General features: G+C 37.6%; 23 protein-coding genes and 3 tRNA genes. 22 read left to right on the top strand and 4 right to left on the bottom strand.

Translation table 11 applies throughout. The annotated features are described in order from the left end of the window. Positions 1-56: 56 nt before the first annotated feature. From BMSHG_RS05375 to BMSHG_RS05330, 10 genes are all read left to right on the top strand, one after another. Positions 57-140: transfer RNA gene (locus BMSHG_RS05375), tRNA-Tyr, on the top strand. 206 nt (positions 141-346) lie between these two features. Beyond that, positions 347-422, top strand: a tRNA-His gene (locus BMSHG_RS05370). A gap of 512 nt (positions 423-934) precedes the next feature. Continuing rightward, a tRNA-Gly gene (locus BMSHG_RS05365) sits at positions 935-1,005 on the top strand. A 138-nt stretch (positions 1,006-1,143) separates the two neighbouring features. Beyond that, the gene (locus BMSHG_RS05360) at positions 1,144-1,569 is read left to right on the top strand and encodes a DUF4395 domain-containing protein (protein WP_019153415.1); all 426 of its coding nucleotides are present in this window, start codon (positions 1,144-1,146) and stop codon (positions 1,567-1,569) included. A 187-nt stretch (positions 1,570-1,756) separates the two neighbouring features. Next, positions 1,757-2,161 (top strand): GNAT family N-acetyltransferase, encoded by a 405-nt coding sequence (locus BMSHG_RS05355; protein WP_019153414.1) that lies wholly within the window; start codon positions 1,757-1,759, stop codon positions 2,159-2,161. A gap of 225 nt (positions 2,162-2,386) precedes the next feature. Then, the gene (locus tag BMSHG_RS05350; protein ID WP_019153413.1) at positions 2,387-2,773 is read left to right on the top strand and encodes a response regulator; all 387 of its coding nucleotides are present in this window, start codon (positions 2,387-2,389) and stop codon (positions 2,771-2,773) included. Further along, complete coding sequence (locus tag BMSHG_RS05345; protein ID WP_019153412.1) at positions 2,766-3,689, top strand: hypothetical protein; 924 nt, start codon at positions 2,766-2,768, stop codon at positions 3,687-3,689. Before BMSHG_RS05350 ends, BMSHG_RS05345 begins: the two co-directional genes overlap by 8 nt. Positions 3,690-4,057: 368 nt before the next feature. Further along, entirely contained in the window at positions 4,058-4,762 is a 705-nt protein-coding gene (locus BMSHG_RS05340) for a response regulator transcription factor (RefSeq protein ID WP_019153411.1), read from the top strand. Next, on the top strand, positions 4,752-6,146 hold the full coding sequence (locus BMSHG_RS05335) for a HAMP domain-containing sensor histidine kinase (protein WP_019153410.1): 1,395 nt from the start codon (positions 4,752-4,754) through the stop codon (positions 6,144-6,146). The genes BMSHG_RS05340 and BMSHG_RS05335 overlap by 11 nt, the downstream gene beginning before the upstream one ends. A 198-nt stretch (positions 6,147-6,344) precedes the next feature. Continuing rightward, a complete protein-coding gene (locus tag BMSHG_RS05330; protein ID WP_019153409.1) occupies positions 6,345-7,664 on the top strand; it encodes a S1C family serine protease in 1,320 nt (439 codons plus the stop codon). 100 nt (positions 7,665-7,764) lie between these two features. On the opposite strand, the gene BMSHG_RS05325 is transcribed toward BMSHG_RS05330, so the two are convergent. Further along, positions 7,765-8,385 (bottom strand): hypothetical protein, encoded by a 621-nt coding sequence (locus BMSHG_RS05325; protein ID WP_019153408.1) that lies wholly within the window; start codon positions 8,383-8,385, stop codon positions 7,765-7,767. A gap of 534 nt (positions 8,386-8,919) precedes the next feature. On the opposite strand from BMSHG_RS05325, the gene glpA reads away from it, so the two are divergent. The 5 genes from glpA (at position 8,920) to glpK (ending at position 15,579) form a co-directional block, all read left to right on the top strand. Continuing rightward, positions 8,920-10,542 (top strand): anaerobic glycerol-3-phosphate dehydrogenase subunit GlpA, encoded by a 1,623-nt coding sequence (glpA, locus tag BMSHG_RS05320; protein ID WP_019153407.1) that lies wholly within the window; start codon positions 8,920-8,922, stop codon positions 10,540-10,542. After that, positions 10,535-11,677: an FAD-binding protein gene (locus BMSHG_RS05315; protein ID WP_019153406.1), complete on the top strand. Its 1,143-nt coding sequence runs from the start codon at positions 10,535-10,537 to the stop codon at positions 11,675-11,677. The genes glpA and BMSHG_RS05315 overlap by 8 nt, the downstream gene beginning before the upstream one ends. Continuing rightward, entirely contained in the window at positions 11,670-12,908 is a 1,239-nt protein-coding gene (locus tag BMSHG_RS05310) for an anaerobic glycerol-3-phosphate dehydrogenase subunit C (RefSeq protein ID WP_019153405.1), read from the top strand. The genes BMSHG_RS05315 and BMSHG_RS05310 overlap by 8 nt, the downstream gene beginning before the upstream one ends. Before the next feature lie 339 nt (positions 12,909-13,247). Continuing rightward, positions 13,248-14,072, top strand: a complete 825-nt coding sequence (locus BMSHG_RS05305; protein ID WP_019153404.1) for an MIP/aquaporin family protein — start codon at positions 13,248-13,250, stop codon at positions 14,070-14,072. 16 nt (positions 14,073-14,088) lie between these two features. Next, entirely contained in the window at positions 14,089-15,579 is a 1,491-nt protein-coding gene (gene glpK, locus BMSHG_RS05300; protein ID WP_019153403.1) for a glycerol kinase GlpK, read from the top strand. A 626-nt stretch (positions 15,580-16,205) separates the two neighbouring features. Here the strand turns inward: glpK and BMSHG_RS05295 are convergent. From BMSHG_RS05295 to BMSHG_RS05285, 3 genes are all read right to left on the bottom strand, one after another. Then, entirely contained in the window at positions 16,206-17,558 is a 1,353-nt protein-coding gene (locus BMSHG_RS05295; protein ID WP_026073339.1) for a hemolysin family protein, read from the bottom strand. A gap of 65 nt (positions 17,559-17,623) precedes the next feature. Then, entirely contained in the window at positions 17,624-18,034 is a 411-nt protein-coding gene (locus tag BMSHG_RS05290) for a MerR family transcriptional regulator (RefSeq protein ID WP_019153401.1), read from the bottom strand. A gap of 272 nt (positions 18,035-18,306) precedes the next feature. After that, positions 18,307-18,852: a GNAT family N-acetyltransferase gene (locus tag BMSHG_RS05285; RefSeq protein WP_019153400.1), complete on the bottom strand. Its 546-nt coding sequence runs from the start codon at positions 18,850-18,852 to the stop codon at positions 18,307-18,309. A 231-nt stretch (positions 18,853-19,083) separates the two neighbouring features. Between BMSHG_RS05285 and BMSHG_RS05280 the strand changes: the two genes are divergently transcribed. The 7 genes from BMSHG_RS05280 (at position 19,084) to BMSHG_RS05245 (ending at position 24,590) form a co-directional block, all read left to right on the top strand. Then, the gene (locus BMSHG_RS05280; protein WP_019153399.1) at positions 19,084-19,308 is read left to right on the top strand and encodes a FeoA family protein; all 225 of its coding nucleotides are present in this window, start codon (positions 19,084-19,086) and stop codon (positions 19,306-19,308) included. Beyond that, entirely contained in the window at positions 19,308-21,311 is a 2,004-nt protein-coding gene (gene feoB / locus BMSHG_RS05275; RefSeq protein WP_019153398.1) for a ferrous iron transport protein B, read from the top strand. The genes BMSHG_RS05280 and feoB overlap by 1 nt, the downstream gene beginning before the upstream one ends. Before the next feature lie 75 nt (positions 21,312-21,386). Next, the gene (locus BMSHG_RS27390) at positions 21,387-21,548 is read left to right on the top strand and encodes a FeoB-associated Cys-rich membrane protein (RefSeq protein ID WP_083879222.1); all 162 of its coding nucleotides are present in this window, start codon (positions 21,387-21,389) and stop codon (positions 21,546-21,548) included. Between the two features lie 278 nt (positions 21,549-21,826). Then, positions 21,827-22,279, top strand: a complete 453-nt coding sequence (locus tag BMSHG_RS05265; RefSeq protein ID WP_019153396.1) for a helix-turn-helix transcriptional regulator — start codon at positions 21,827-21,829, stop codon at positions 22,277-22,279. A gap of 112 nt (positions 22,280-22,391) precedes the next feature. Continuing rightward, the gene (locus tag BMSHG_RS05260) at positions 22,392-23,669 is read left to right on the top strand and encodes an MFS transporter (protein WP_019153395.1); all 1,278 of its coding nucleotides are present in this window, start codon (positions 22,392-22,394) and stop codon (positions 23,667-23,669) included. A 422-nt stretch (positions 23,670-24,091) separates the two neighbouring features. After that, on the top strand, positions 24,092-24,295 hold the full coding sequence (locus tag BMSHG_RS05250) for a hypothetical protein (protein ID WP_026073338.1): 204 nt from the start codon (positions 24,092-24,094) through the stop codon (positions 24,293-24,295). Beyond that, positions 24,276-24,590, top strand: a complete 315-nt coding sequence (locus BMSHG_RS05245; protein WP_019153392.1) for a YbjQ family protein — start codon at positions 24,276-24,278, stop codon at positions 24,588-24,590. Before BMSHG_RS05250 ends, BMSHG_RS05245 begins: the two co-directional genes overlap by 20 nt. Positions 24,591-24,647: the final 57 nt, after the last annotated feature.

Below are 24,647 nucleotides of genomic sequence, written 5' to 3'. Positions count from 1 at the left end.
TGGACTGAAAATCCATGTGTCGGCGGTTCGATTCCGTCCTGAGCCACTTTTTATTTGGAGGGGTAGCGAAGTGGCTAAACGCGGCGGACTGTAAATCCGCTCCTTCGGGTTCGGCGGTTCGAATCCGTCCCCCTCCACCAACCTTTTTTCGCGATAGCGAAAATAAGGCACCATTATTTACGAAGCGTAGCGAAGTAAAATAGCTTTCATTGATTTTTCGCGATAGCGAAAATAAGGCACCATTATTTACGAAGCGTAGCGAAGTAAAATAGCTTTCATTAAGTTTTCGCGGTAGCGAAAGTATAGAGCTAACCGAGCAAGGGTATAGTTTAATAATAGAATAATGGCGGTCGTGGCGAAGTGGTTAACGCATCGGATTGTGGCTCCGACACTCGTGGGTTCGATTCCCATCGATCGCCCCATTTCCTTATAAGAATTATCAATAATAAATATGCGGGTGTAGTTTAATGGTAAAACCACAGCCACGAGCAAAACATCTGTGAATCGACTACGAGTTGCCTCAACGACAAGGCATCCTCGAATTAACTATAAGAGTTAGAGGCATGTAAGGCCAAAAATGGGAAACAAGACTTAATAAAATTTCTATAAATATGCGGGTGTAGTTTAATGGTAAAACCACAGCCACGAGCAAAACATCTGTGAATCGACTACGAGTTGCCTCGACGACAAGGCATCCTCGAATTAGCTATAAGAGTTAGAGGCATGTAAGGCCAAAAATGGGAAACAAGACTTAATAAAATTTCTATAAATATGCGGGTGTAGTTTAATGGTAAAACCACAGCCACGAGCAAAGCATCTGTGAATCGACTGCGAGTTGCCTCGACGACAAGGCATCCTCGAATTTGCTATAAGAGTTAGAGGCATGTAAGGCCAAAATAAGGTGAATAAAAATAAATATTATCTCAATAAATATGCGGGTGTAGTTTAATGGTAAAACCACAGCCTTCCAAGCTGTTGTCGTGGGTTCGATTCCCATCACCCGCTTCCTAAAAAGGATGTTCTAGGTTATCACTAGAACATCCTTTTTTCTTTGCGTTTTTGAACTTCTTTTACTTCACAAATATCATTAAATCAAGTATACTCACTATAACTTATAATTCTTATATGATAGGTGGGTTTTGAATGAATGAAAAACCTAAATCAATTCCAAGGCCGCTTGTAAGATTAAATCAATGGGTTATCGTTCTAAGTGTTGTTTTAACTTGGATCTCACAGCAAGAATTTATTTTGTTGTTTCCGTTACTTTGTGGACTCATGGGGCTCATTTTTAAAGTAAATCCAATAATAATTGTAGGAAGCCGATTTTTAAGGAAAGAACCATCGGCATATATCCCTGAAGATTTTGAACAACAGCAATTTAATCAAGTGATATCTGTTATTTGCTTAGGGATCGGGTTTGGTGGTTATGTATTTGGTTGGGAAGTAATTGGATGGATGTTTACAATTATGGTAGCATTGGCAGCCTTTATTGCGATTCTTGGATTTTGTGTCGGATGTTATATTCGATTCCAATGGCAGCAATATCAATATCGGAAATCAATGAGCTAATAAAAAAGTCAGCCTTGAAGCTGGCTTTTTTTAGTTATAAATATGTTCTATGCAATTCTAAAAAAAAGGATTTTCAAAATTGTAGTCGAATCTTTTATAGTAACTTTAAAGCGTGGAGGTTTAATTGTTGTTACTATTCTATTGATCCTTATCAACTACCAAAATTTAAATTAGGAGTTGATAAATAATGTTATACAAAAAATCTCTTGATGGTATTTCTTCTGAGATGTTAGCTGGCTTTTTTGTGGATTGGCCAAATCCACCAAGCCCACAAACTCATTTAAGGCTATTAAAGAACAGTAGCAAAGTGGTTATTGCCTATGATGTTGAAACGAATCAAGTAGTTGGATTTATTACTGCCATTAGCGATGGAGTCTTGTCTGCTTATATCCCGTTCCTTGAAGTATTACCAGCATTCAAAAATAGAGGAATTGGTCAGGAATTGGTAAAGCAAATGTTAACAGAACTAAATGATATTTATATGATTGATTTATGTTGTGATGATGGCTTGGTGCCTTATTATGAAAAGTTTGGGATGATTAAAGCAAATGGAATGCTCATCAGAAATTATGAAAGGCAGTCAGGCATATAAGCTCCAATTCGTGATGGGGGCGCATTCTCCACATTTGATGTATTAGAAGGTAATGCTTTAATAGAAAAATAAAAGGGATTGTCAGGATCGACAATCTCTTTTGTTGATCATAAGAGTGTAAAAATTTCAAAATTATAGAGGATTTTGTCATAGGTCTGTAGAACTATAAAATTAATTGTTGAAAAAAGTAGAATATCCAGCTTAAGAAAAGAGGGACTAAAGAGTATGGGAAAGCCATTAAATGTATTGATTTGTGATGATTCTGTATTAATTCGTAAAAAACTTAGAGGCACTTTGGAAAAATGTAAATGTGGGGACATTTTTGAAGCCGAAAATGGAATATTGGCGGTTGAGTTGGCTAAAGAAAAGAATCCAGATTTGATTTTTATGGATATTGTCATGCCTGAAAAGGATGGAATTGAAGCATTAGAAGAAATCATTACACATAATCCTGATGCAAAAGTGGTTATGGCATCATCAGCTGGAACAAAAGAACATTTGAAGAAGGCAATTGAAAAAGGGGCTTATGATTTTATCCAAAAGCCGATCTCTTTAGAAGCAATAACGAATCTCGTTGAAAAGATTTTGAAGGAGGGAAGCGTAAATGTTTAGTCAATATTTTGGCCATTATCTATTGAATGAAGGGTTATTAACGAGAACTCAGCTTATCGACGCCCTTGATGCGCAAAAAACAGTTCATGTGAAGTTTGGCGTTCTTGCGGTTGATGAGGGATTTTTAACCCCTGAGCAGGTAGAAGAAATCCATGAAAAGCAAAAGCAAGTAGACAAACGTTTTGGTGAAATTGCCGTTGATTTCGGCTACTTAACGAATGAACAAGTAGAATCCATGTTAAGTGTTCAAAAGCAGAATCATCTATTATTAGCCCAAGCATTAGTTGATAAAGGGTATATGTCGATTGAATCATTTTCTAAAGCCTTGGATCAATATAAAAAAGGTTATAGTTTATCAGATGAAAAATTTGAGGCAATTAAGCGTGGAGATATCGATGAACTTGTTAAACTCATTTTAAAGAATAAAGATGAAGCGAAAGTTGAGAAATATAGTAAGTACTTATCTCTATTCGCAAAAAATATGATCCGCTTTATTGACGACCAGGTGTTTTTTGCAGATGACTCGAAAAAAGGACAAGATGATGTATGGCTCGTTCATCAAGAGGTAGTTGGGGAAGCTCCACTATTTACTGGAATATCAGCTGATAAGAGTGCATTTCTTTATATCGCATCTGCCTATGCTGAAGAAGAGTTAACAGAAATGGATGAGCTTGCAGAAGCTTCTATTAGTGAATTTTTAAACTTACATAATGGAATCTATCTCGTAAATATGTCGAACGAAGGAGTAGAATTAAATATGCGTCCTCAAAGTGTTCTTCAAAATGGCCAAGTAGAAGGAGAACACTTCGTTGTTACAGTTCATACTACAAAGGGACCGTTCCAATTAATTTTGTCAGATCGTCCTGAATCGATTTCTGTTACTAGCGCTAGTCAACAAGTAAGGGTTACTCCATGAGTAGCTCTTTTTTGATCCATCTTGAGTGTACTCTAATAGCCAATCGATTTCAAAGTCTCCTAGAATAAGGTGATTGACATCCATATCTAGGTCTTCTGTTGCTTCAAGTAGTTGGTCGATGTCTGTTTTCATCATGAATGTGACCTCCTTATTTATTCGATACTGTTTTATTCACCGTTTTTTGTGTATTCAAACCTATTTTTTTGAAATCGTTACTATATACTTCGCATTGAATGTGAAAACTATGGGTGTTTCACAAAAATAAAGATAAAATATTTGCAAAGAGTTGCTAAAATAACAAAATAGTCTTATGTTAAGTTTGAGAGAGAAATTGCAGCAGAAGAAACCGTTCTTTGGGAGTGGAAAACATGAATGTTTTAGTGATAGAGGATAATGAAAGTGTTTGTTCAATGATTGATATGTTTTTTTCAAAAGAAGGAATAAATGGTGAATATGTCCATGACGGACTTAAAGGATTCGAACGATATAAGGAAGGGAATTGGGATCTCCTCATTATTGATTGGATGTTACCAGGGATGGATGGCGTCACCATCTGTAGAAAAATAAGAGCTGAAGGAGATTCGATTCCAATCATTATGCTAACGGCAAAAGATAGTGAGTCTGATCAAGTTCTTGGTTTAGAAATGGGTGCAGATGACTATGTAACAAAGCCGTTTAGTCCACTAGCTTTAATGGCCCGTATTCGCGCGATTACAAGAAGAGTCCATGCCGGTCCTGTTGAGAAGGCAGAAAAAGGTTTATTGGTTACAAAGCATTTTCAAATTAGCAAGGAAAAAAGGGAAGTTTATTTGGATGGAGAGGCTATCTCTAATTTGACCCCAAAGGAATTCGACCTTCTTTACTATTTTGTTCAGCATCCTAAGCAAGTGTTCACGAGAGAACAGCTTCTTGATCGCGTGTGGGGTTATAATTTCTATGGAGATGAGCGCACGGTTGACGTTCATATCAAAAGACTCAGAAAAAAAATCGGTACCGATCACCAACCATTTTTCCATACCGTTTGGGGAGTAGGGTATAAGTTCGATGAAACGATCCAGACCAGTGAAAATTAAATATTTATATCAACAACTTATTAGTCATATGGGTGTCCTTTTAGTGGCTTTCCTAATCATGAGTATTGTCTTTGCCCATTATGTTGAACGGTTAGTTTATCAAGATACGGTAGACGAGCTCGTATCCTATGGGGAAAATATTCTTACCGATATTACAAGGGGGACACGCTCTGCCACAAATATCGTGAATGAATATAGCAATGTTCTAAAAGGAAGAAAAATTAGCTTTAGTATTTTTGATGAAGAAGGGAATCTTCTTTACCCAAGCGGGAACTTGAAACTTGTAGACGAAGTGCTAGATCAAATTGCTGAAGGTAATCCACATGTTGTAAGAAATAAAATTAAACATTCGAATCAGGAAGTTACGTTATTGGCTCTTCCATATATCATGAATGATACGCTAATAGGAGTTATTTTGTTGACTTCCCCCATTAGTGGCTCTAGAGAAATGATTAGTCAAATCAATCAATACTTATTTTTTACCGCATTGTTAGCATTTGCACTCGCTATTCTTCCAAGTTGGTTATTATCAAAAGTTCATGTCAATCGGATTAAACGACTACAGGAAGCGACTTCAATGGTGTCAGCAGGTGATTATTCTGTTAACCTGCCGCCATCAAACTTTGATGAAATCGGAGAACTCGCTCAAGATTTTAATCATATGGTGAAAAAGTTAAACACCGCTGCTGAGGAAATAGAGAGTCTCGATAATCGAAGGCGGAATTTCATGTCAGATGTTTCCCATGAGTTAAGAACACCATTAACGACAATTAGTGGAGTTATTGAAGGATTAAAAAACGGAATGATAGCTGAAGAAGAAAAAGAAAAGGGCATTAACTTAGTTAGTCAAGAAACAAAGAGATTGATTCGCTTAGTCAATGAAAATCTTGATTACGATAAAATAAGGTCCAATCAAATTAAACTAAATAAAGAAGATGTACAGTTACAAGAAGTATTTGAAATTATTCAAGAACAGCTTCATTTACAAGCAGCTGAGAAAGACAATCACATTGAGATTGAAGTTGAGGAAGATGTTCGAATTCTGGCTGATTATGACAGGCTGATACAAATCTTAATTAATATTACAAAAAATAGTATTCAATTTACCGAGAATGGTCATATTTGGTTACGGGGAAAAATGGAGCAAAATCAGACGATAATTGAAATTGAAGATACTGGTATTGGTATTGATACGATGGAGATTGAAAAGATTTGGCACAGATTTTATAAAGCTGAAATTTCAAGAACGAATAACCCGTACGGTGAATTTGGTTTAGGTTTGTCGATTGTAAAACAGTTAATTCATCTGCATCAAGGTTCAATTGAGGTATTTAGTGAAAAAGGTAAGGGAACAAAGTTCGTCATTCACATTCCCTATCAATAAGGAGCAAAATGATAGAATCACAGACATGTGGTTCTTTTTTTATGGCTTTTGGTAAGGATTGGAGTTATTGGAAATGGTCCAAAGCCTTTTTCATCATATTTTCCTAATTCATTCCACTCTTCTTAAAAGTTTTGTCACTTTTTGTTCATATTTTCGGGATAAAATGAATTCAACGTAAGAAGTTGAGGAGGAATTAGAATGAGTGATTTACATAAAGACGAAAACCATGAGGTCGAAACGAAAGAAGTGGATACGCATGAAGAAACGATTCATGAGGATGAAACTCCAGTCGTCGAATCTCAAAAGGAAGAGATTCAAGAAGCAGAAAATCGATCTGCTAAGAATAAAAAATCAAAACCAAAGCTAAAGGGATTTTTCGGAATGGTTGCAGCTGGGGTTGTTGGCTCAGTATTAACCATGACCGTTATTCCACAAACGGATTTTTTCCAAGAATACTATCAGCCAGTTTCAAGTGGTGCAGTTGCTGAAGCTTCTTCTCAGGGGAATGCAGTAAATATTGTTCCGACTTCCACGACTAATGCTTCTGCATCTGTAGCAGATATTGTTGATAAAACATCTTCAGCTATCGTAGGAATTGTAAATAAGCAGCAACAGAACAATCCATTTTCTAGAACTTCAGAAGTGGTCGAAAGCGGTTCTGGTTCAGGTGTTATTTTTAAGAAGACAAATGATGAGGCATACATTGTTACCAATAACCATGTCATTGAAGGAGCAGCAGAAATTGAAGTTTCTCTTCATAATGGGGAGAAAGTGGGAGCACAGTTAATTGGCGCCGATGCACTTACTGATTTAGCAGTATTGAAGATTGATGGCAAATATGCAGATAATGTACTTTCATTCGGAGATTCATCCACTTTAAGAGCTGGTGAACAAGTCTTAGCGATTGGAAATCCACTTGGACTAGAATTTTCAAGAACCGTGACACAAGGGATTGTTAGTGCGGTTGATCGAGAAATCTCAGTCTCCACTTCTGCTGGTGAATGGGATCTAAATGTCATCCAAACCGATGCAGCTATTAACCCAGGTAATAGTGGTGGGGCTTTGATTAATTCGCAAGGACAGCTCATTGGGATTAATAGTTTAAAAATTTCCGAAAGCGGAGTAGAAGGACTTGGCTTTGCCATTCCTAGTAATGATGTCGTTCCAATTGTAAATGAAATTATTTCGTCAGGAAAGATTAGTCGACCATATATGGGGGTTAGTTTGGCTAGTCTAAATGAAATTCCATCCGCTTATTATCAGGATCTTCCGGATGATGTCACTGGTGGTGTGATGGTGACATATGTGGATCCAGCATCAGGGGCAGCTGAGGCAGGTATTAAGGCACAAGATGTGATCGTGGCAATTAATGATCAAAAAGTAGAGACATCCAATGATTTACGAAAATATTTATATACTGAAGCAAAAGTAGGCGATGAGATAGAATTAAAGATTTATCGTGAAGGAAAGTTATTGACAGAAAAAATGACGTTAGCAAATAATATTCAAGCTAGCTGATGTTCCAAATATAGGTCTTTCTTTAGACCTTTTATATAAAATGGAGAGGCTTTAGCCGAATGAGTAGTTGGTTACCACCTTTCGGCTAGCCTCTTTGTAGTTAATCGTCTTTTTCGACTGATTTTTTCACATCTTCCTTAAACTGTTTAAGTTCTTTATGAAGCTCTTCTTTACTAATATCAAGTGTCTCCATCACTTCATGGAAAGGTTTGTCTTCCTTTTTATAAGTGATGATTTCATCAATGGATTTATCACTAAGCTTTGCAATTGCCGCAGCCCCAATTAAAAATCGTAATGGGATTCCTTCTTTCATATAAGCATCAATTTCTGCTTCCGTCTTATTTGCGTATCCGGCTAAATAAGCTTTTACTTCCTTTTTATTTTCCTTAACAAATTGTTCCCATTGGCGCATCGAATCAATTCGTTTAAATTCCTCCATATCGATTCCAAGTTCTGTAGCTGTTTTTTCCCAAGACTCATTTTTTTTGTATAGAGCTAGAACGTCATCAATGTCTTTCTCTGCTTTTTTACTTAACATCGCTGCCATGAAGATATCCTGTTTCGAATAACCTTCTTCTCTTAGCTGCTCTGCTTTTTCATGTTCGATCAATTTGTGGTGATGTCCATGTTTGTAAAGCTCCTTTTCTGCATGAACAGGTACGGACTGGTCCCATGTAAGCGTAATGAAAAGGATCGCTATTAGAACTCTTATTTTTTTCACTGTTGAATCTCTCCTTTATGTAGAAAATAACCACGAGAGTTATGGTACCCAAAATTTGTTAAATTATGATAAATTTAGAGAAAAAAATAATGTGGTGCATCATTCGAGTCTCTCCTAATTGGATGATTAGTTGGATGAAATTTGGACAACAGAACCATTTCACAATATTGCCATGAAATCCTCCGTATTATCGCTGGAATTTATAGTATTCTTATAGTGAAAATATAATAGTTGGCTGGAGAATTGGAGAAGCCGCAAGAAATCTGTTAGGGATAAGTATGACTTATACCACCAGATTTTTTGCGGTTTCTTTTTTTAATAAGGCTGTTTTCATATGGATTATGGTTTTTAGAATGGTCCTAATCCAACCATTCCGATTTATACGTAGCGTAGTACCACGAATGGAATAAGCAAGCTCTTTTCTCTGTTGTTTGTATGCTTGCTAGGATAAATAAAACGATTTTCTATTAGATTTTATTGATAGGTTGCAACAATGTTAGCGAAAAGAGCTTAATAAATAAAGGGGGAAATGGCATGAGAAAAATGATTGAAACTCAAGTGATTGTCGTAGGCGGAGGTGCAACAGGAGCAGGTGTTCTCCGAGATTTAGCAGTCCGTGGAATTAAAGCAATCTTAGTGGAACAGCGGGATCTTGGCCATGGAACTTCCTCTCGAAATCATGGACTCCTTCACTCAGGAGCTAGGTATGCGGTAAGAGATGAGGAAGCTGCGATTGAGAGTTACCGAGAAAATATGATTATAAAAAAAACCATTCCTGGTTCAGTCGAGCAAACAGGTGGTCTTTTTGCAAAGGTGCCAGAAGATGATGATGCCTATGTTCAGAAATGGGTGAAAGCGTGTGAAAAGGTGGGGATTCCTGTATCGAATATTCCCCTTGAAAAGGCGTTTAAAGATGAACCTTATTTAAATAAAAACATTCAATCCGTCTATTCTGTACCAGATGGTTCTATTGATTGCTTTACTCTAGTAGTAGATGTGGTGGCAGATGCCGTGTCAAGGGGTGCGAGAGCATTAACCTATCATGAAGTCATCGATGTGATTAGAGAAACGAATCGTGTCACAGGTGTTATCGTAAGGAATCGTTATTCAGGTGAAGAAACGGAAATTCATGGGGACATCGTCATTAATGCAGCGGGCCCATGGGGAGCAAAAATGGCTGAGATGGCGGGGATTTCCTTACATCTAATCAACAATAAAGGAATGCTTGCAGTCCTTAATCATCGTTTCAATAAACAGGTAATCAATCGATTAAGACTTCCAGGAGATGCAGATATTTTTGTTCCCGCCCATAATGTAACCATTTTTGGAACAACGGGGATCAATGTTGATGATCCGAATGACTTTAGCTTGAATCGTCAAGAGTTGGAAGAAATGATCGAGGAGGGTCTGGCACTTATTCCAGATTTAAAGGAGATGCGCCTCATTCGCGCGTTTAGTGGAAGTCGTCCTCTTTATCAAGAATCCAGTGTTGCTGATGATAGTGGTAGGTCAGTAACACGGGGAATTGCTTTATTAGACCATCAAAAAAGAGATGGTGTCGATGGATTTATGACAATCACAGGTGGGAAGTTAACGACATTCCGATTTATGGCAGAAAAAACAGTAGACATGGTCTGTGAAAAAATGAATATGTCGACTAAATGTACAACAGATGAAGAGGTCGTCCCTCATCGTGAAGCTAGTAATTTCTTTAAAGAAGTCGATATGGCACCTGCAGCTAAAACAAAATTGTTTCATTGGGCGGGAACAAAGGCTACAAAAATTGAGCAGTCATTAAAAGAGAAACAAATGGATCGAACGGTCATTTGTGAATGTGAACAGGTCACTTGGGCAGAAATTGAATCGACGTTAACAAAAGATGGACATTTTAATCTTGGTGATATTAGAAGAAGAACACGTTTAGGGATGGGCCCTTGTCAAGGGACATTTTGTAGTTTTCGAGCTGCTGCAGTAGCAGTGGAAAAAGGAGTAGCAACTTCGGATGAAGTATCTTGGGCATTGAACGATGCACTCCATGAACGAAAAAAGGGCATGGCGGTTGTGGCAACGGGAGAGACAGCGAAACAGGCTCAGTTAATGGATGCCATTTACAATGTTTCATTACGTCTAAAAGAGGGAGATGAACAACATGTATGATGAAGTCATTGTCGGACAAGGTTTAACCGGGTTGTTAACAGCCATTTGGAGTCGTGAGCAAGGAAAACGTGTCGCACTCGTTTCCTCAGGCTTAGGAAAAATTATTCAATCGTCAGGCGTAATGGATGTCATCCCTGGACAAGATGGGACATTCACTGACTTAATTTCAAAATATGAGTTAGATAGTCGTTCACGATTAAATATTAATGAAGCAATGAAGAAATTCTTTCAGGTAACAGAGCGCATTGGATACCCATATCAAGGCGATGTAGAGACCCTTGTTACCATTGTAACTGGTTCCGGTCATGTTAAGAAAACCGCCTTTTATCCTCAAACAGTCAAACCAATACCTGACAAAGGGCATGTCGTGATCGTTGGCTTTGAAGAGGTAGTTGATTTCCTTCCAATGTATATAAAGGGAAATCTAGAAAAAAGTAGACCTCTATTGAAAATTGATCCGATAACCATCTCACTCGGAAAAAGTTCATCCAGAACGATGTCACAACTTGATGCCGCTCACTTACTTGATGAAGAAACGTCTTGTAAGAATGTCGTAAATGAAATCAAGAAGGAGATGGCAAATAAACAAATAGCCATGCCAGATCTTTTTATTTTTCCAGCCTCATTAGGTTTCCACAATTGGCAGGCCGTGTTAGAACAGTTAACTAGAGAATTAAACACAGCTGTTACTGAAGCTTCTGGGATGCCACCAAACGCAACAGCAATTCGGTTGCATGAAAATTTAAAACGAGAAGCGATAAAACTTGGAGTAAGATTTTATGAGAACACGACCATTGAAGATGCAGAAGTCGAGAATAATGTTGTCAAATCTGTGATCACCAGCACAAATATGAAGATAAAGGCTGAGCGATTTGTATTGGCAACAGGTGGTATTTTAGGTGGTGGTGTTGAGCAAACTGCAAAAGGCTTTAAAGATAAAGTACTTAGTAGGGAACTTGATGATTTTGCCCGTTTTATAAACTGTCCTGATAATGTTTTTCTTGTCGGTGCAAGTAATGGGACAAAAGTGATTCAACACGGAATTACGGGCGGTGTCTTTTCGATTTTATCGAGCTATGAAACTCTTTTAGAACTGAACGAAAATATGAAATTAGGAGGGCTTCAACATGCTTGATTACAGCTTCTTAGACCGTTCGTTTGATGCCTGCCTCAAGTGTAATGCCTGTACAGTAAGTTGTCCGGTTTCAAGCGTCTCATTGGAGTTTGGTGGACCGAAGCATTTAGGTCCAGAGTTAAAAAGGCTTACAGATAATCAACAAATGATAGATGACAAGCGAATTGAGCTGTGTACTTTATGTGGGAATTGTGATATCTCATGTCCAGAGAATGTCCATGTTTCGACATTAACTGCTTATGCAAAGGCAATCCATGCTGATATTGAAGGAACAAAACTTCGCGATCAGGTGTTAAGTAATGCAGAATTGGTTGGAATAGCTGCTTCAGCTTTTGCCCCGATTACGAATGTTGCGATGACGATGAAGCCAGTCCGCAAAGCGATGGAATTGGTGATGGGTATTCCTGCTGAACGAAAGTTTCCAAAGTATCGTTTTAATAATTTTAAAAGAAAATACAAAAAAACAACCGCTCAAACAAAGCGTAAGGTTGCTTATTTTGTTGGCTGTTATGCTACGTACAATGCACCAGAGGTGGCAGATTCTTTTGTTGAAGTCATGAAATATAATGGCATTGAAGTCGCTGTACCTAAGCAGAAATGCTGCGGAGTTCCTATGTTTGCAAACGGAAAAATGGAGCAAGGGCTCAAGAACGCAAATTACAATATTGAAAGTTTGCTTGAGTATACAGAGCAAGGGTATGACATTGTTTTAACATGTACGAGTTGTACGTTTGCATTTAAAAAAGAATATGTCAATTATTTGAAATCAGAGGGCGCTATCGAGCTAGCAAAGCATGTGTATGACGCTGATGAATATTTACGACTTCTACATGAATGTGGGGAGCTGAATACGGATTTTGCTCCAATGAATGTGAAAGCAGGCTATTATGCACCATGTCATATGAAAGGTCAAGGAATAGGTAACCCTGCTATGGACATTCTTGGACTTATTCCAGGCTATGAAATTCAAGATGTTGCGGCAGGATGCTGTGGTCAGTGTGGAACCTTCGGATTCAAAGAAGAAAAATATGATATTTCTATGAAAATTGGTAAAACGATGGCTGATGCCATTGCAGACGCAAATGCCGATTATACAGTAACAGAATGTGGTATGTGTAAGAATCAACTAGAACAGTTGACACCGAAAACGGTTATACACCCCATGCAAATTCTAGCAGAATCCTACTCTAAGAGTCTGGCAGATGACTCGCTTGTTTCTTCTAAATCATAGTACGAAAGATCTGAGTGAATGGCTCAGATCTTTTTTCTGTGCGGAATTTTTATGTATTGGTTAGAGTAGCCTAATGCTAATACAATTTAATGGAAAGAAAAGGTTTTCAATATCCGCATGTTGTTTGTCAATTTTTTGTAACATTTATCCAAAAATCTACAAATCTATTATTGACACCGCTTTCAAGAATACGTATACTAATGCTATAAGTTAATGCAATTGTGATGGAGATAAGGAGACTCACACAGCGCCTATTAGATAATAGGGTGATCTGTCGTGTCTCCTTTTTTTCGTCATCGAAGTAAACCGATTACATTTTATTAGTGAGGAGAGAAAAGGATGACACCATTTATTGGAGAAATTATCGGTACCATGATTTTAATTGTATTGGGTGCTGGGATTGGGGCTGGTTCTTCTTTAGAAAAGTCCTATTCAAAAAATGCAGGATGGATTGTTATAACGCTTGCATGGGGACTTGCAGTAACAATGGGGGTATTTGCTGTTGGACAGGTAAGTGGCGCCCATTTAAATCCTGCTGTAACGTTGGCACTGGCTTTAACTGGCGATTTTGCTTGGGCTGATGTTCCTGGTTATATTGTTGCCCAATTTATTGGCGCCATATTAGGAGCAACACTCGTATTCTTACACTACTTACCACATTGGAAAGAGACAAAGGATCCAGGTACAAAACTCGGTGTATTCGCAACATCACCAGCCATTCCACATACTTTTTCAAATTTGTTAAGTGAGATCATTGGTACATTTATACTTGTTCTTGGGTTATTATTTATAGGAGCAAATAATTTTACTGAAGGGTTAAATCCACTTGCTGTCGGTCTACTCATTGTTGTAATCGGTATGTCTTTGGGAGGTTCTACAGGTTACGCGATTAATCCTGCCCGTGACCTTGGTCCAAGAATTGCTCACGCATTGCTCCCGATTCCTGGGAAGGGTGGTTCTAACTGGAAATATTCATGGATTCCGGTAGTGGGCCCACTACTAGGTGGAAGTATCGGTGCAGTCTTTTATCAAGCAGTCTTCTTACAAACAGTGACAACGGCTTTATGGATCGTATTAGTTATTACTGTAGTAGTTCTTGCAATTGCTTTTGTTGCAAGTAAAAACCAAACAACAATTTATGATAAAACAAATCAAGCAGCTTAAAATGGGGGAATTAAAAATGGAAAAATTCATCTTATCATTAGATCAAGGAACAACAAGCTCACGCGCCATTTTATTTAATCAAAAGGGAGAAATAAAATACACAGCCCAAAAGGAATTTACACAGCATTTCCCAAGTCCAGGATGGGTAGAACATGATGCGAATGAAATTTGGGGTTCGATTCTATCTGTTATTGCTGGGGTACTCTCTGAATCCAACGTTAAACCTGAACAGATTGCAGGTATTGGAATCACGAACCAGAGGGAAACAACTGTCGTATGGGATAAAGAAACAGGTACACCAATTTATAATGCAATTGTTTGGCAATCAAGACAAACGAGCGATATTTGTGAAGATCTTAAGGAAAAAGGCCACGTTGACTTATTCCGTAGCAAAACAGGTCTGCTTATTGATGCATATTTTTCTGGAACGAAAGTAAAGTGGATTCTCGACCATGTAGAGGGAGCACGTGAAAGAGCTGAACGTGGAGAACTTCTATTTGGAACGATTGATACTTGGTTAATTTGGAAATTATCTGGTGGTAAAGCCCATGTTACAGATTACTCTAATGCATCAAGAACATTAATGTATAATATTCATGAATTAAAATGGGATGAAGAATTATTGGAAATCCTTGAAGTTCCGAAAGCGATGCTTCCAGAAGTTCGTCCTTCTTCAGAAATTTATGCACATACAGTGGATTATCATTTCTTTGGAAAAGAAATTCCGATTGCAGGAGCAGCAGGTGACCAGCAAGCCGCGTTGTTTGGGCAAGCTTGTTTTGATTCAGGAATGGCAAAGAACACATATGGAACCGGTTGTTTCATGCTTATGAACACAGGTGAAAAAGCGGTTCAATCTGAACATGGTCTCCTTACTACGATTGCATGGGGTCTTAACGGAAAAGTGGAGTATGCCTTAGAAGGTAGTATATTTGTCGCCGGTTCTGCTATTCAATGGCTTCGTGATGGTTTAAGAATGTTAAAAGATGCGAAAGATAGCGAGGAATATGCAACAAAGGTTGCATCAACAGATGGTGTATATGTAGTTCCAGCTTTTGTGGGATTAGGGACTCCTTACTGGGATAGTGATGTTCGTGGAGCTGTGTTTGGCATAACTCGTGGAACATCAAAAGAACATTTCGTTAGAGCAACTCTTGAATCTCTTGCTTATCAAACGAAAGATGTTTTATCTGCAATGGAAGCAGATTCAGGAATTGTTTTGAAGAAACTCCGTGTAGATGGAGGAGCAGTAAAGAATAATTTCTTAATGGATTTCCAAAGTGACCTTCTTAATGTTTCAGTTGAAAGACCGATTGTTAATGAAACAACTGCACTTGGAGCTGCATACTTAGCTGGACTTGCAGTTGGCTATTGGGAAAGCCAAGAAGAGATCGCGAAGCAATGGGCGGTAGATCGTAAATTTGAACCAACAATGGAAGAAGAGAATCGTGAAGAATTGTATGAAGGTTGGAAAAAAGCAGTGAAAGCAGCAATGGTTTTTAAATAAGAAATAATGGAGCTGGGTCAAAAAGTCGAATGTACTGACTTTTTGATTCAGTTTTTTTGTCCAGAAATTTATAAATTCCCTGGAACATGTGGATAAGTGTTTGATAAAAGGTTCGGATAAATGGTAGGAGTATCGGCATGAAAAAATAACAGGAAAAATTCCGCTTAATGAGCAAGTATCATGAAAAAGAGCCGAAATAACAGGAAAAATTCCTGCTATTCCCTCAAAAAATGCCAAAATAAACGCTTTTGCCTTCCATAAGCGGAAAATCTTCCGCTATTTCCCCTAAAAGGGATTTCATTGAGAAGATAACAGGAAAAATTCCGCTTAAGGGAGAGATGTTGGAATCGAATTAGATAAACCGGAAGCTTCCTACGTTTTGTAGGAGCTTTTGTTATTTAAGATCATTTTTGTACTTAAACCGAAATCTAGGGAAAAAAATCGATTTAGACGGCTATCCAACTACGTGAGAGATATTTCATCTGTCTTTTACTTATAGGTGGGAAGTTGCCATATTTTTAAATGCGAGTTTTATATAAAAGAAAAGGTTTAGTAGTCATGAAAAAAGGGAAAAACCCATTTCTAGAGGAACTAGAAATGGGTTTTTCAATGTACTCTGTAAATTTCTATGAAACGATGGAAGAATTGGTTAAGGGAAATTGTTCAATATTCCCACCCGTTTCTTCAGCTAATCGTGTTACCTCAATATATTTAATATGATGGTCTTCCATCTCAATGATTTTAAAAGAGTAAGACTCTATTTCAATTGTGTCACCCTCTTGGGCTTCATAATTTTCTGTTAAAATCCAGCCTCCGATGGTATCCACATCTTCATCATTAATATTGAGATTAAACAAATCATTTACTTCACTGACAAGTACCTTAGAGTCAAGGATGTAATGGTCTTCATTGATCTTACGTACTTCAGATATTTCATCCATATCAAATTCGTCGCGAATTTCACCAACAATTTCTTCAATGATATCTTCAACAGTAACTAGACCAGATGTCCCGCCATATTCGTCCATTAAAATGGCCATATGAATACGCTCCTTTTGCATTTTGACCAATAGGTCTCCAATAGGGACTGTATCAATGACACGGATGATTGGTCGAATATAGGATTCTAGTGTCTGTGCGGCAATTTCAGGATGATTTAATAAATCGGTCATGATTTCTTTTAAGTTTACCAGGCCAATAATGTGGTCTTTATCTCCATCAATGATAGGATAACGGGTAAACTTTTCGACATACATGACCTCTAAAAATGTCTTTAGCGTGTCATCCTTTGATAAGGAAACAATTTCGGTTCGAGGAACCATGATTTCCTTTGCGATTCGATCATCAAATTCAAAGATTTTGTTTACATACTTAAACTCAGATTGGTTAATCTCACCACTTTTATAACTTTCAGACAAAATCAGTCTAAGTTCTTCTTCAGAATGTGCTTCTTCGCTCTCTTTAGCAGGCTTTAAACCAAACCATCCCACAATGATTCGTGCTGACCCATTTAATGTCCAAATAAATGGATAAAACAGGCGGTAAAACCATATGAGTGGTCTCGCCACAACAAGTGTGACTTGTTCTGCCTTACGGATAGCAACGGTTTTAGGAGCAAGCTCACCAACAACCACATGGAGAAATGTGATAAATAAGAAAGCTATCGCGACTGAAACAACATGGGATAAAGCAGAAGGAATATTAAACTCCGTAAATATAGGAGTTAGCATTTTTGCTATAGTCGGTTCTCCTAACCAACCAATTCCTAGAGCTGTAACAGTAATCCCAAGCTGACAAGCCGATAAGTACTCATCAAGATGAGTGATAACTTTTTTCGCAGCAATTGCACTTTTACTTCCTTCATCAATTAACTGCTCTACTCTTGAGCTCCTTATCCTAATGATCGCAAATTCTGAAGCGACAAAAAATGCCGTTAAAGCAATCAAAATGGCTAATAAAACCAAGTTAAATATGTCCAAATAAATTTCCTTATCTCGCAAGAAACGAGTAAGGAGTCACCTCCCAATAAATTCAAAAATTTAGTCTAACCATGTAATTCGGAAAGGGACTTTAATAACACTTCACCTTCAGTATTTAGCAACTTGGAATAATTCTCCGCTTGACCGTTTTCAAGATTTTCGATCAATGGAATGAGAACATTTAAATCGATTTGAAGCTGCTTCATTTGCTGTGTTACCGAAAGGATATGTTTCTTTAGTTCCCCTTCTTGGACTTCTTTTATTTTCTTAATTTCTAGTTTTCTCTTAATCTCTTCAAGTGGAATATGAAGACTTTTGCATTCTTCAATAAACCGTAAATCCTCTAAAGTTTGTTCTGTGTAAATCCGATAATTGGATTTTGAGCGTTGAGCTTTTAAAAGTCCAATACTTGTATAATAATCAATCGTTCTTTTTGATACATGTGCAATACTTGCTAGTTCGCCAATACGATACAATGCCCCATCATATCACCTCAATCTATTCCTATTATATGATTATAAAGGATGCAAAACCATACAGTCAAACGTTGTGGTTATGAAAAAATATGTTACCTTTAGTTTATTATAAATTGCCATGAATATGAACGGTTCTCTGGAAATTTCTTAGAAAATACAAAAAAATCTGTTAAAATTCTTAACAGACTTAGAGAATGAGAGCTTTTATATCGAGATCTTACAAAAATCGTACGCTCAAATCACATGGTAAAAAAGCATTCTCCTCTTTACCTTTACTGTCTAGTCCATTCCCGTGCGAGCAAGCTATACATAAGTAAATTATGAAAACGTCCATTCAAATACTCTCCATCTCGAACGAAGCCTTCATACGTAAAACCTAATCTTTCTGGAATAGCTCGACTTTTAGCATTTTTTTCTCCACAACGAATTTCAATCCGATTAAGACCTAATTGAAAGTAGGAATAATTCAATACAGCTCGCACAGCTTTGGTCATGATTCCGTGACCTTGTGCATCTTTTGCAATAAAGTAGCCTATCGATGTTTGACGATTATTCCAATCTATAAATTGCGAGCTGATGTTGCCAACTAATCTACCTCTGTAACGGATCCCTAAACTAAATCCGGATTGCTCACTAAATTGCATGATCCAGTGTGAAATAAGCCGATGGGTTTGCACTGGGGAGATCACTTCATTTACCCAAGGAAGCCATTCTTTTAAATAAGAACGATTTGAATCTATTAAATGAAAAAACTCGTCAGCATGATGGGGCTGGAGCAGTTGTAATTCTATTTCATGATCAATTTTCATAGTAAACATACGTCTCCTCCTTTATATGACTATCCTATGCGTCGAATTGAAAAGAAAAATCTTGGATAAATGAAAAGTTCAAAAAAATTCCATATTACCCAAACATGTAGTACTCATAAGGATTGGAGTGATTTAAAGGTTTTTAGTCTAATTGGAGTGACTTTTCACACTGTTCTATTGAAAAAATCGTGCTATAACGAAAGAGAATCATTCTCAATTAAATGAAATTAGGTGATTAAGATGTTGTCGAAGTTAGGAACAGGTGAACGAGCTAAGATTATTGATATTTCAAGTGCTGATCAATTAGTTCGCAGACGTCTCCTTGATTTAGGCATAACAGAAGGTTCAGAAATATGTATCAAGTGCAAAATGCCTTTTGGTGGACCAGTTATGCTTGAATCATGTGGGCAATGTGTTGGAATCAGACGTCGTGAAGCATATTCGATAAAGGTGGAAGGATTATAATGGATATTGCCCTTTTAGGAAACCCAAATACAGGAAAAACTTCGATGTTTAACCATTTGACGGGGTCTTATGAATATGTTGGAAACTGGAGCGGCGTAACGGTAGAGAAAAAGGTCGGAGTTTTTAAAAAGGGAAAAGCTTCTTTAATTGATTTGCCAGGAGTGTACTCACTTAATCCACTATCAAAGGATGAGGGAGTCGTTACCCACTTTTTGCTTCATGATTCATTTGATAGAATGCTAAACATTGTCGATGCTTCCCAATTAGAACGAAATTTACATTTGACGATTCAACTTCTTGAATTCGGTAAGCCAATCATAATTGGCTTAAATATGGTAGACGTGGCATCAAAACGTGGAATTGAAATCGATGTGGTCAAACTCTCTTCCCATCTTGGTGCTAAAACAATACCAGTTATCGCACGTAGTGGAAAAGGCTGTGAGGAACTAGCCGAAATGGCGACAACCGTCAAAACGGAAGGCACTAGTCATTTCAGTGTACCGTATGGCGACGAAATGAATGCGGCAATTAGTCAATTCGAGCAATTACTTCAAGGGAAATCACCGCATTCTGCTAGATGGTTAACACTGCAATTATTAGAAGGAAATCAAGATGTCAGAACGTATTTACAAGATTTTATTGAGAAAGAAGTGTTAGAGGCCTTTGTTCACGAAACAACAACAGCAGTACTTTTACAACAGCAGGAAAGAACGATAGAACAATATATTTATAGGAAAAGACAAGCAGCGATTTCGGAGCTTTTACAAAAGTCTACCTATTTACAAGGAGAAAATAGACAACCACTCTCTGAAAAAATCGATATGATTATTACTAATAAATGGTTGGGATTGCCGATTTTCTTTGTTGTTATGTATTTCTTGTTCATGCTTACATTTGATTGGCTTGGCTTTCCGCTTTCTGATCTACTTGATGGATTGATTTCAGGACCAATCACATCGGGACTTGAAAACTTTTTAACCTTTATCGGCGCCTCATCCTTTATCCATGCTTTAGTGCTTGATGGCATCGTAGCTGGAGTAGGAGGAGTTCTAGTCTTTGTACCACAGATCTTTATTCTGTTCTTCTTTATTTCATTATTGGAAGACTCAGGCTATATGGCTCGTGTCGCATTGGTGATGGATCGATTAATGGAACTGGTTGGGATGAACGGAAAAGCTTTTATTCCGATGATGATTGGATTTGGATGTAATGTGCCTGGTGTGATGGCAGCGAGAACAATTGAAACACCTAGAGAAAGAATGTTAACCGTATTGCTGACACCTTTAATGTCTTGCTCCGCTCGATTACCAGTTTATGCTTTATTCGTTGGAGCTTTTTTCGCCTATCATAAAGCACTTATTGTATTATCACTTTATATTCTTGGCATTGTTGTTGCACTTATTTTGGCGAAATTATTTTCAGCTACGATTTTAAAGGGTGAAACATCCTTTTTCGTGATCGAACTTCCACCATATCGACTTCCACAAGGAAAAGCTCTTTGGAAGAGTACATGGGAAAAAGGGAAGGGTTTTGTTAAAAAGGCAGGTACCTTTATTTTTGCTGGCTCAGTCCTGATTTGGTTATTGTCTTACGCTGGACCTCAAGGTGTGAATGTAGAGATGGATGACAGCTTTTTAGCGATGATTGGTGGCGTGTTTGCACCGCTATTGGCGCCCTTGGGATTTGGGACATGGCAGGCAGGAGCATCACTTTTAACAGGCTTTTTAGCAAAAGAAGCAATTATTTCAACGATGAATATTATTTACTTTGTTCCTGATGAAGCAAGCTTACAAGGATTATTGATCAATAGCTTTTCACCTGTTGCAGCGTACAGCTTTATGGTCTTTATTCTTCTTTATATTCCATGTTTAGCGACAGTTGCGACGATCAAAAAAGAAACAGGATCGTATAAATGGACCGCTTTTTCGATGGGGTATGCTCTATTTATTGCCTATGTACTCTCTCTAGTCATTTATCAGATTGGAAGTCTAGTCGGTTTTTAGAAAACGAATGAATGCTCATTACTTCACGAATTTAGTGCGAAAACATCCAGTAAATCCATAAAGGAAGGCGGTAAAATGATGGCAAATGTGGTCATTGGTGGACTTATATTTGGATATGCAAGCTGGGCGCTTTGGAGATTTATTAAACGGTCAAAGCAAGGGAAATGCGCAAGTTGTGAGATTAAAAGCTCATGTTCAAGTAGTTCATGTTGTGAGGGAAAGGAGAAACAAGTCTAGTTTCCCTTGAATAGCAGGTCACCTATCTTGTATAATAGGTGTATATAGTGTAAATTTACACCAAATTATACATAAGGAAGGCACTTTCTATTACTTGGTTATAATCAGTATCTCATTGCTAAGAATGGTCTTATTCATAATTTACTTCATTGTAACGAAGAAAAGTGCTGCGCAAGAAAAATTTGTCCTCTGAACTAAGTGTGGGGTGTAAATGTCGACCTTTGGACATTTATGAAAACAACAAATTTAGAGAAATCTGCGTAAAGGAATGACGATGGGTGACAAGAGAAGAGATTATTTTGAAGGTATCTGAAAAATTAAGACTTATTCGGACAGAAGCAGGCTATACACAGGATAAAATGGCAGAAATTATCGGTGTATCGAAAAAGACGTTAGTCCAAATTGAAAAAGGGCGAATGTATGCCAACTGGCCAACAGTTGTGACGATTTCAGCCCTTTTTCGTGAAACGGAAACGGTTCAGTATCTTTTTGGAAATGAACCACTTGAAGTACTTGAGACAGTAGCGCGGGACGGAATTGATTATCGCAAAGAAAAAACTTTAGGTGGAAAGATTTGGTGGAGAGAAATTGCGAAGAAAAATGGCTTCATTCTCCAGCAAAATATTCTTAGCCAACATTTTCGAATACTTGATGAAGAGTATTTTCGAATCTTCAGTAGCACGGATGAGAAAGCCTCATTAGAAAGATTTCACGAATTAGCAAAGGATTAGCGAACCACCTCTTTTCCGTCTGGAGACGGAAGTAGAAACCATCATCGGTCTCTTAATAGCAGAAAAATTCTCCCTTAACATAGAGATATAAAAAGCTGATGGGAGAAACGAGATGAAGAAATTTAAAGAAATCTTTCAAAACCGTAATTACATGCGTTTGTTTTTGGCGAATTTCACTTCACAGTTAGGAAGCACAATTGGATTAACAGCGTTTATGTTTTATTTATTGGATCGGTTTACTGATCAACCTGCATATGCTTCGATTACGGAACTGATGTACTCTTTGCCAACATTGGCCGTCTTTTTTATGGTGGGAGTATTAGCTGACCGAATGGACCGACAGAAAATAGCTTATTACTGTGATTGGATTAGTGCCCTTTTATCGTTATCCTTAATCATTACGATTTATGTTGGTTGGATGCCTCTCATTTTTGCCGTCCTCTTTCTTCGAAGTGCTGTGCAAAAATTCTTTTTTCCTGCCGAACATGGAATGGTACAAGGAATACTCGAGAAGGATGATTACACGACAGCTGCAGGGTTAAATCAACTCGTTATGAGTTTGTTTATGTTATTTGGGAATGGTCTGGGTGTTTTTGCATACTGGACGGTGGGAGTATATGGAGCATTAGTAGTGGATTTTTTATCATTTGTGATCAGCGCGCTATTAATTCGAGCATGCAAAATCAGTGATCTCGTTCGAATGCCTAATGGAAAACATCGCATCAAAGATTTAACTAGTAAAATGATGATCGGAGACTTTAAATCTGGTTTTTCGTATATTATGAAAAATAAGCTGTTAAGAACTTTATTAATTGGCTTCTTTGTCCTTGGTATTGTAAATGGCGGTTTTTCTGTCATGCCGATTTTTATGCTTAAATTTAAGCTTGCACCTGATACGTATGAACAATTCTCAATTATCATTGGCATTGTATTTGGAGCTGGTGTGTTAATTGGAAGTCTCATTGCCTCCCTTTTAAGTCAGAAAATAAAATTGTATCATTTAATTATTATTGGCCTCTTTATTACAGGAGTGTTTGTCATCGCATCATCCATACCGAATCATATTATCCTATTTATGGCCGTCATTTTTGTCTCTGCTTTAGCACTTCCGCTCGTTAATATTGGAATTGGCGGTTGGATGCCAAGCATCGTCGATCCAAAGATGATGGGAAGGGTACAAGGGATGATCACTCCACTTATGATGCTTTCCCAATCAATAACATTAGGATTTGTCACCATTAGTTTTCCAACATTTTTATCAATCGACGCTCTTTATTGGCTAGTTGGAGTCTGTATCATTTTAGTTGGCGTATTTTATTTATTCACCCTTCCAAAATACACAAGAGAAAATGAAATTATGTTAGCAGAGGTTAAAGAAAGTAAAGCTTAATTTTATTTGAGAGGCTGGGTCAAAAAGTCGGTGGTAACAACTTTTTGATTCTAGTTTGGAGTGTATAAATTCCGCCGCAGTTGGCGGAGCGGTATGAAAAGATAACAGGAAAAATTCCGCTTAAGGGTGAGTGATGGTTGGAGCAAAACAGGGTCTTATAGTTGAAATTTTGACAAAGTGGAAATCGATTGGATTCTTGAAGGCGAATTTGAGTTTCCCTCGATTTTTTTGTACGAGGAAAATCGAAAGTCTTGCGCTAAGGCAAAATTAACATATACAAAAATAGAGAAAGGTGAAGCTGGTTATGTCCCAGTCTTTTTTTTTATAAAATTTGAACCTATTCTCCAACTAGGATCGTATGTAAAAGTGGAGACTAAATAAGAACTACCTATTAGGTGAAGGAAATCGAAGGACTGATGAAAATGGGGAAACTAAAGCAATTATTATTAAGTTTAAGCGTTCTTGGGCAACTACTTGGTTTCGGCATCCTTTTTTTCAACATTACTGCCGGAATCTTAATATTTATTTTGTCGGGCTTAGCGATGCTTGCGATCTTTATTGTCTTAATTGTAGAAAGAATAAAAGAGAAAGAGGAGGATGATGAAAATGATTATCGTAACTACTGATTTTGTACCAGGAAAAGAAGTGAAGGAACTTAAAGGATTTGTAAGAGGGAATACGATCCAATCGAAGCATATAGGGAAAGATATTTTAGCAGGATTGAAAACAATTGTCGGTGGAGAGATTAGCGAATACACCGAAATGATGGATGAAGCTCGTCAAAAAGCAATTGGCCGTATGGTGGAAGATGCAAGGGCAAAGGGTGCGAATGCGATTATTGCTACTCGGCTGGAAAGCTCAACTGTTATGCAAAATGCTTCAGAAATTATTGCATATGGAACAGCTGTTTACGTCGAATAGGTTGTGACTTTTTAGAAAAATGGGAATTGACTTTTAATATTTACAGTGATAAGCTAA

The organism is Robertmurraya massiliosenegalensis JC6, from assembly GCF_000311725.1.
Classification (GTDB): Bacteria; Bacillota; Bacilli; order Bacillales; family Cytobacillaceae; genus Robertmurraya; species Robertmurraya massiliosenegalensis.
This window is presented reverse-complemented; position numbering and strand designations above follow the sequence as displayed.

Excerpts from the sequence above, each read along its gene's own strand:
- BMSHG_RS05330 (WP_019153409.1), top strand. The coding sequence starts at position 6,345 with ATGAGTGATTTACATAAAGACGAAAACCATGAGGTCGAAACGAAAGAA.
- BMSHG_RS27390 (WP_083879222.1), top strand. The coding sequence starts at position 21,387 with ATGATGGCAAATGTGGTCATTGGTGGACTTATATTTGGATATGCAAGC.
- glpK (WP_019153403.1), top strand. The coding sequence starts at position 14,089 with ATGGAAAAATTCATCTTATCATTAGATCAAGGAACAACAAGCTCACGC.
- feoB (WP_019153398.1), top strand. The coding sequence starts at position 19,308 with ATGGATATTGCCCTTTTAGGAAACCCAAATACAGGAAAAACTTCGATG.
- BMSHG_RS05250 (WP_026073338.1), top strand. The coding sequence starts at position 24,092 with ATGGGGAAACTAAAGCAATTATTATTAAGTTTAAGCGTTCTTGGGCAA.
- BMSHG_RS05305 (WP_019153404.1), top strand. The coding sequence starts at position 13,248 with ATGACACCATTTATTGGAGAAATTATCGGTACCATGATTTTAATTGTA.
- BMSHG_RS05340 (WP_019153411.1), top strand. The coding sequence starts at position 4,058 with ATGAATGTTTTAGTGATAGAGGATAATGAAAGTGTTTGTTCAATGATT.
- BMSHG_RS05310 (WP_019153405.1), top strand. The coding sequence starts at position 11,670 with ATGCTTGATTACAGCTTCTTAGACCGTTCGTTTGATGCCTGCCTCAAG.
- BMSHG_RS05280 (WP_019153399.1), top strand. The coding sequence starts at position 19,084 with ATGTTGTCGAAGTTAGGAACAGGTGAACGAGCTAAGATTATTGATATT.
- BMSHG_RS05350 (WP_019153413.1), top strand. The coding sequence starts at position 2,387 with ATGGGAAAGCCATTAAATGTATTGATTTGTGATGATTCTGTATTAATT.
- BMSHG_RS05315 (WP_019153406.1), top strand. The coding sequence starts at position 10,535 with ATGTATGATGAAGTCATTGTCGGACAAGGTTTAACCGGGTTGTTAACA.
- BMSHG_RS05285 (WP_019153400.1), bottom strand. The coding sequence starts at position 18,852 with ATGTTTACTATGAAAATTGATCATGAAATAGAATTACAACTGCTCCAG.
- BMSHG_RS05355 (WP_019153414.1), top strand. The coding sequence starts at position 1,757 with ATGTTATACAAAAAATCTCTTGATGGTATTTCTTCTGAGATGTTAGCT.
- BMSHG_RS05260 (WP_019153395.1), top strand. The coding sequence starts at position 22,392 with ATGAAGAAATTTAAAGAAATCTTTCAAAACCGTAATTACATGCGTTTG.
- BMSHG_RS05245 (WP_019153392.1), top strand. The coding sequence starts at position 24,276 with ATGATTATCGTAACTACTGATTTTGTACCAGGAAAAGAAGTGAAGGAA.
- BMSHG_RS05345 (WP_019153412.1), top strand. The coding sequence starts at position 2,766 with ATGTTTAGTCAATATTTTGGCCATTATCTATTGAATGAAGGGTTATTA.
- glpA (WP_019153407.1), top strand. The coding sequence starts at position 8,920 with ATGAGAAAAATGATTGAAACTCAAGTGATTGTCGTAGGCGGAGGTGCA.
- BMSHG_RS05360 (WP_019153415.1), top strand. The coding sequence starts at position 1,144 with ATGAATGAAAAACCTAAATCAATTCCAAGGCCGCTTGTAAGATTAAAT.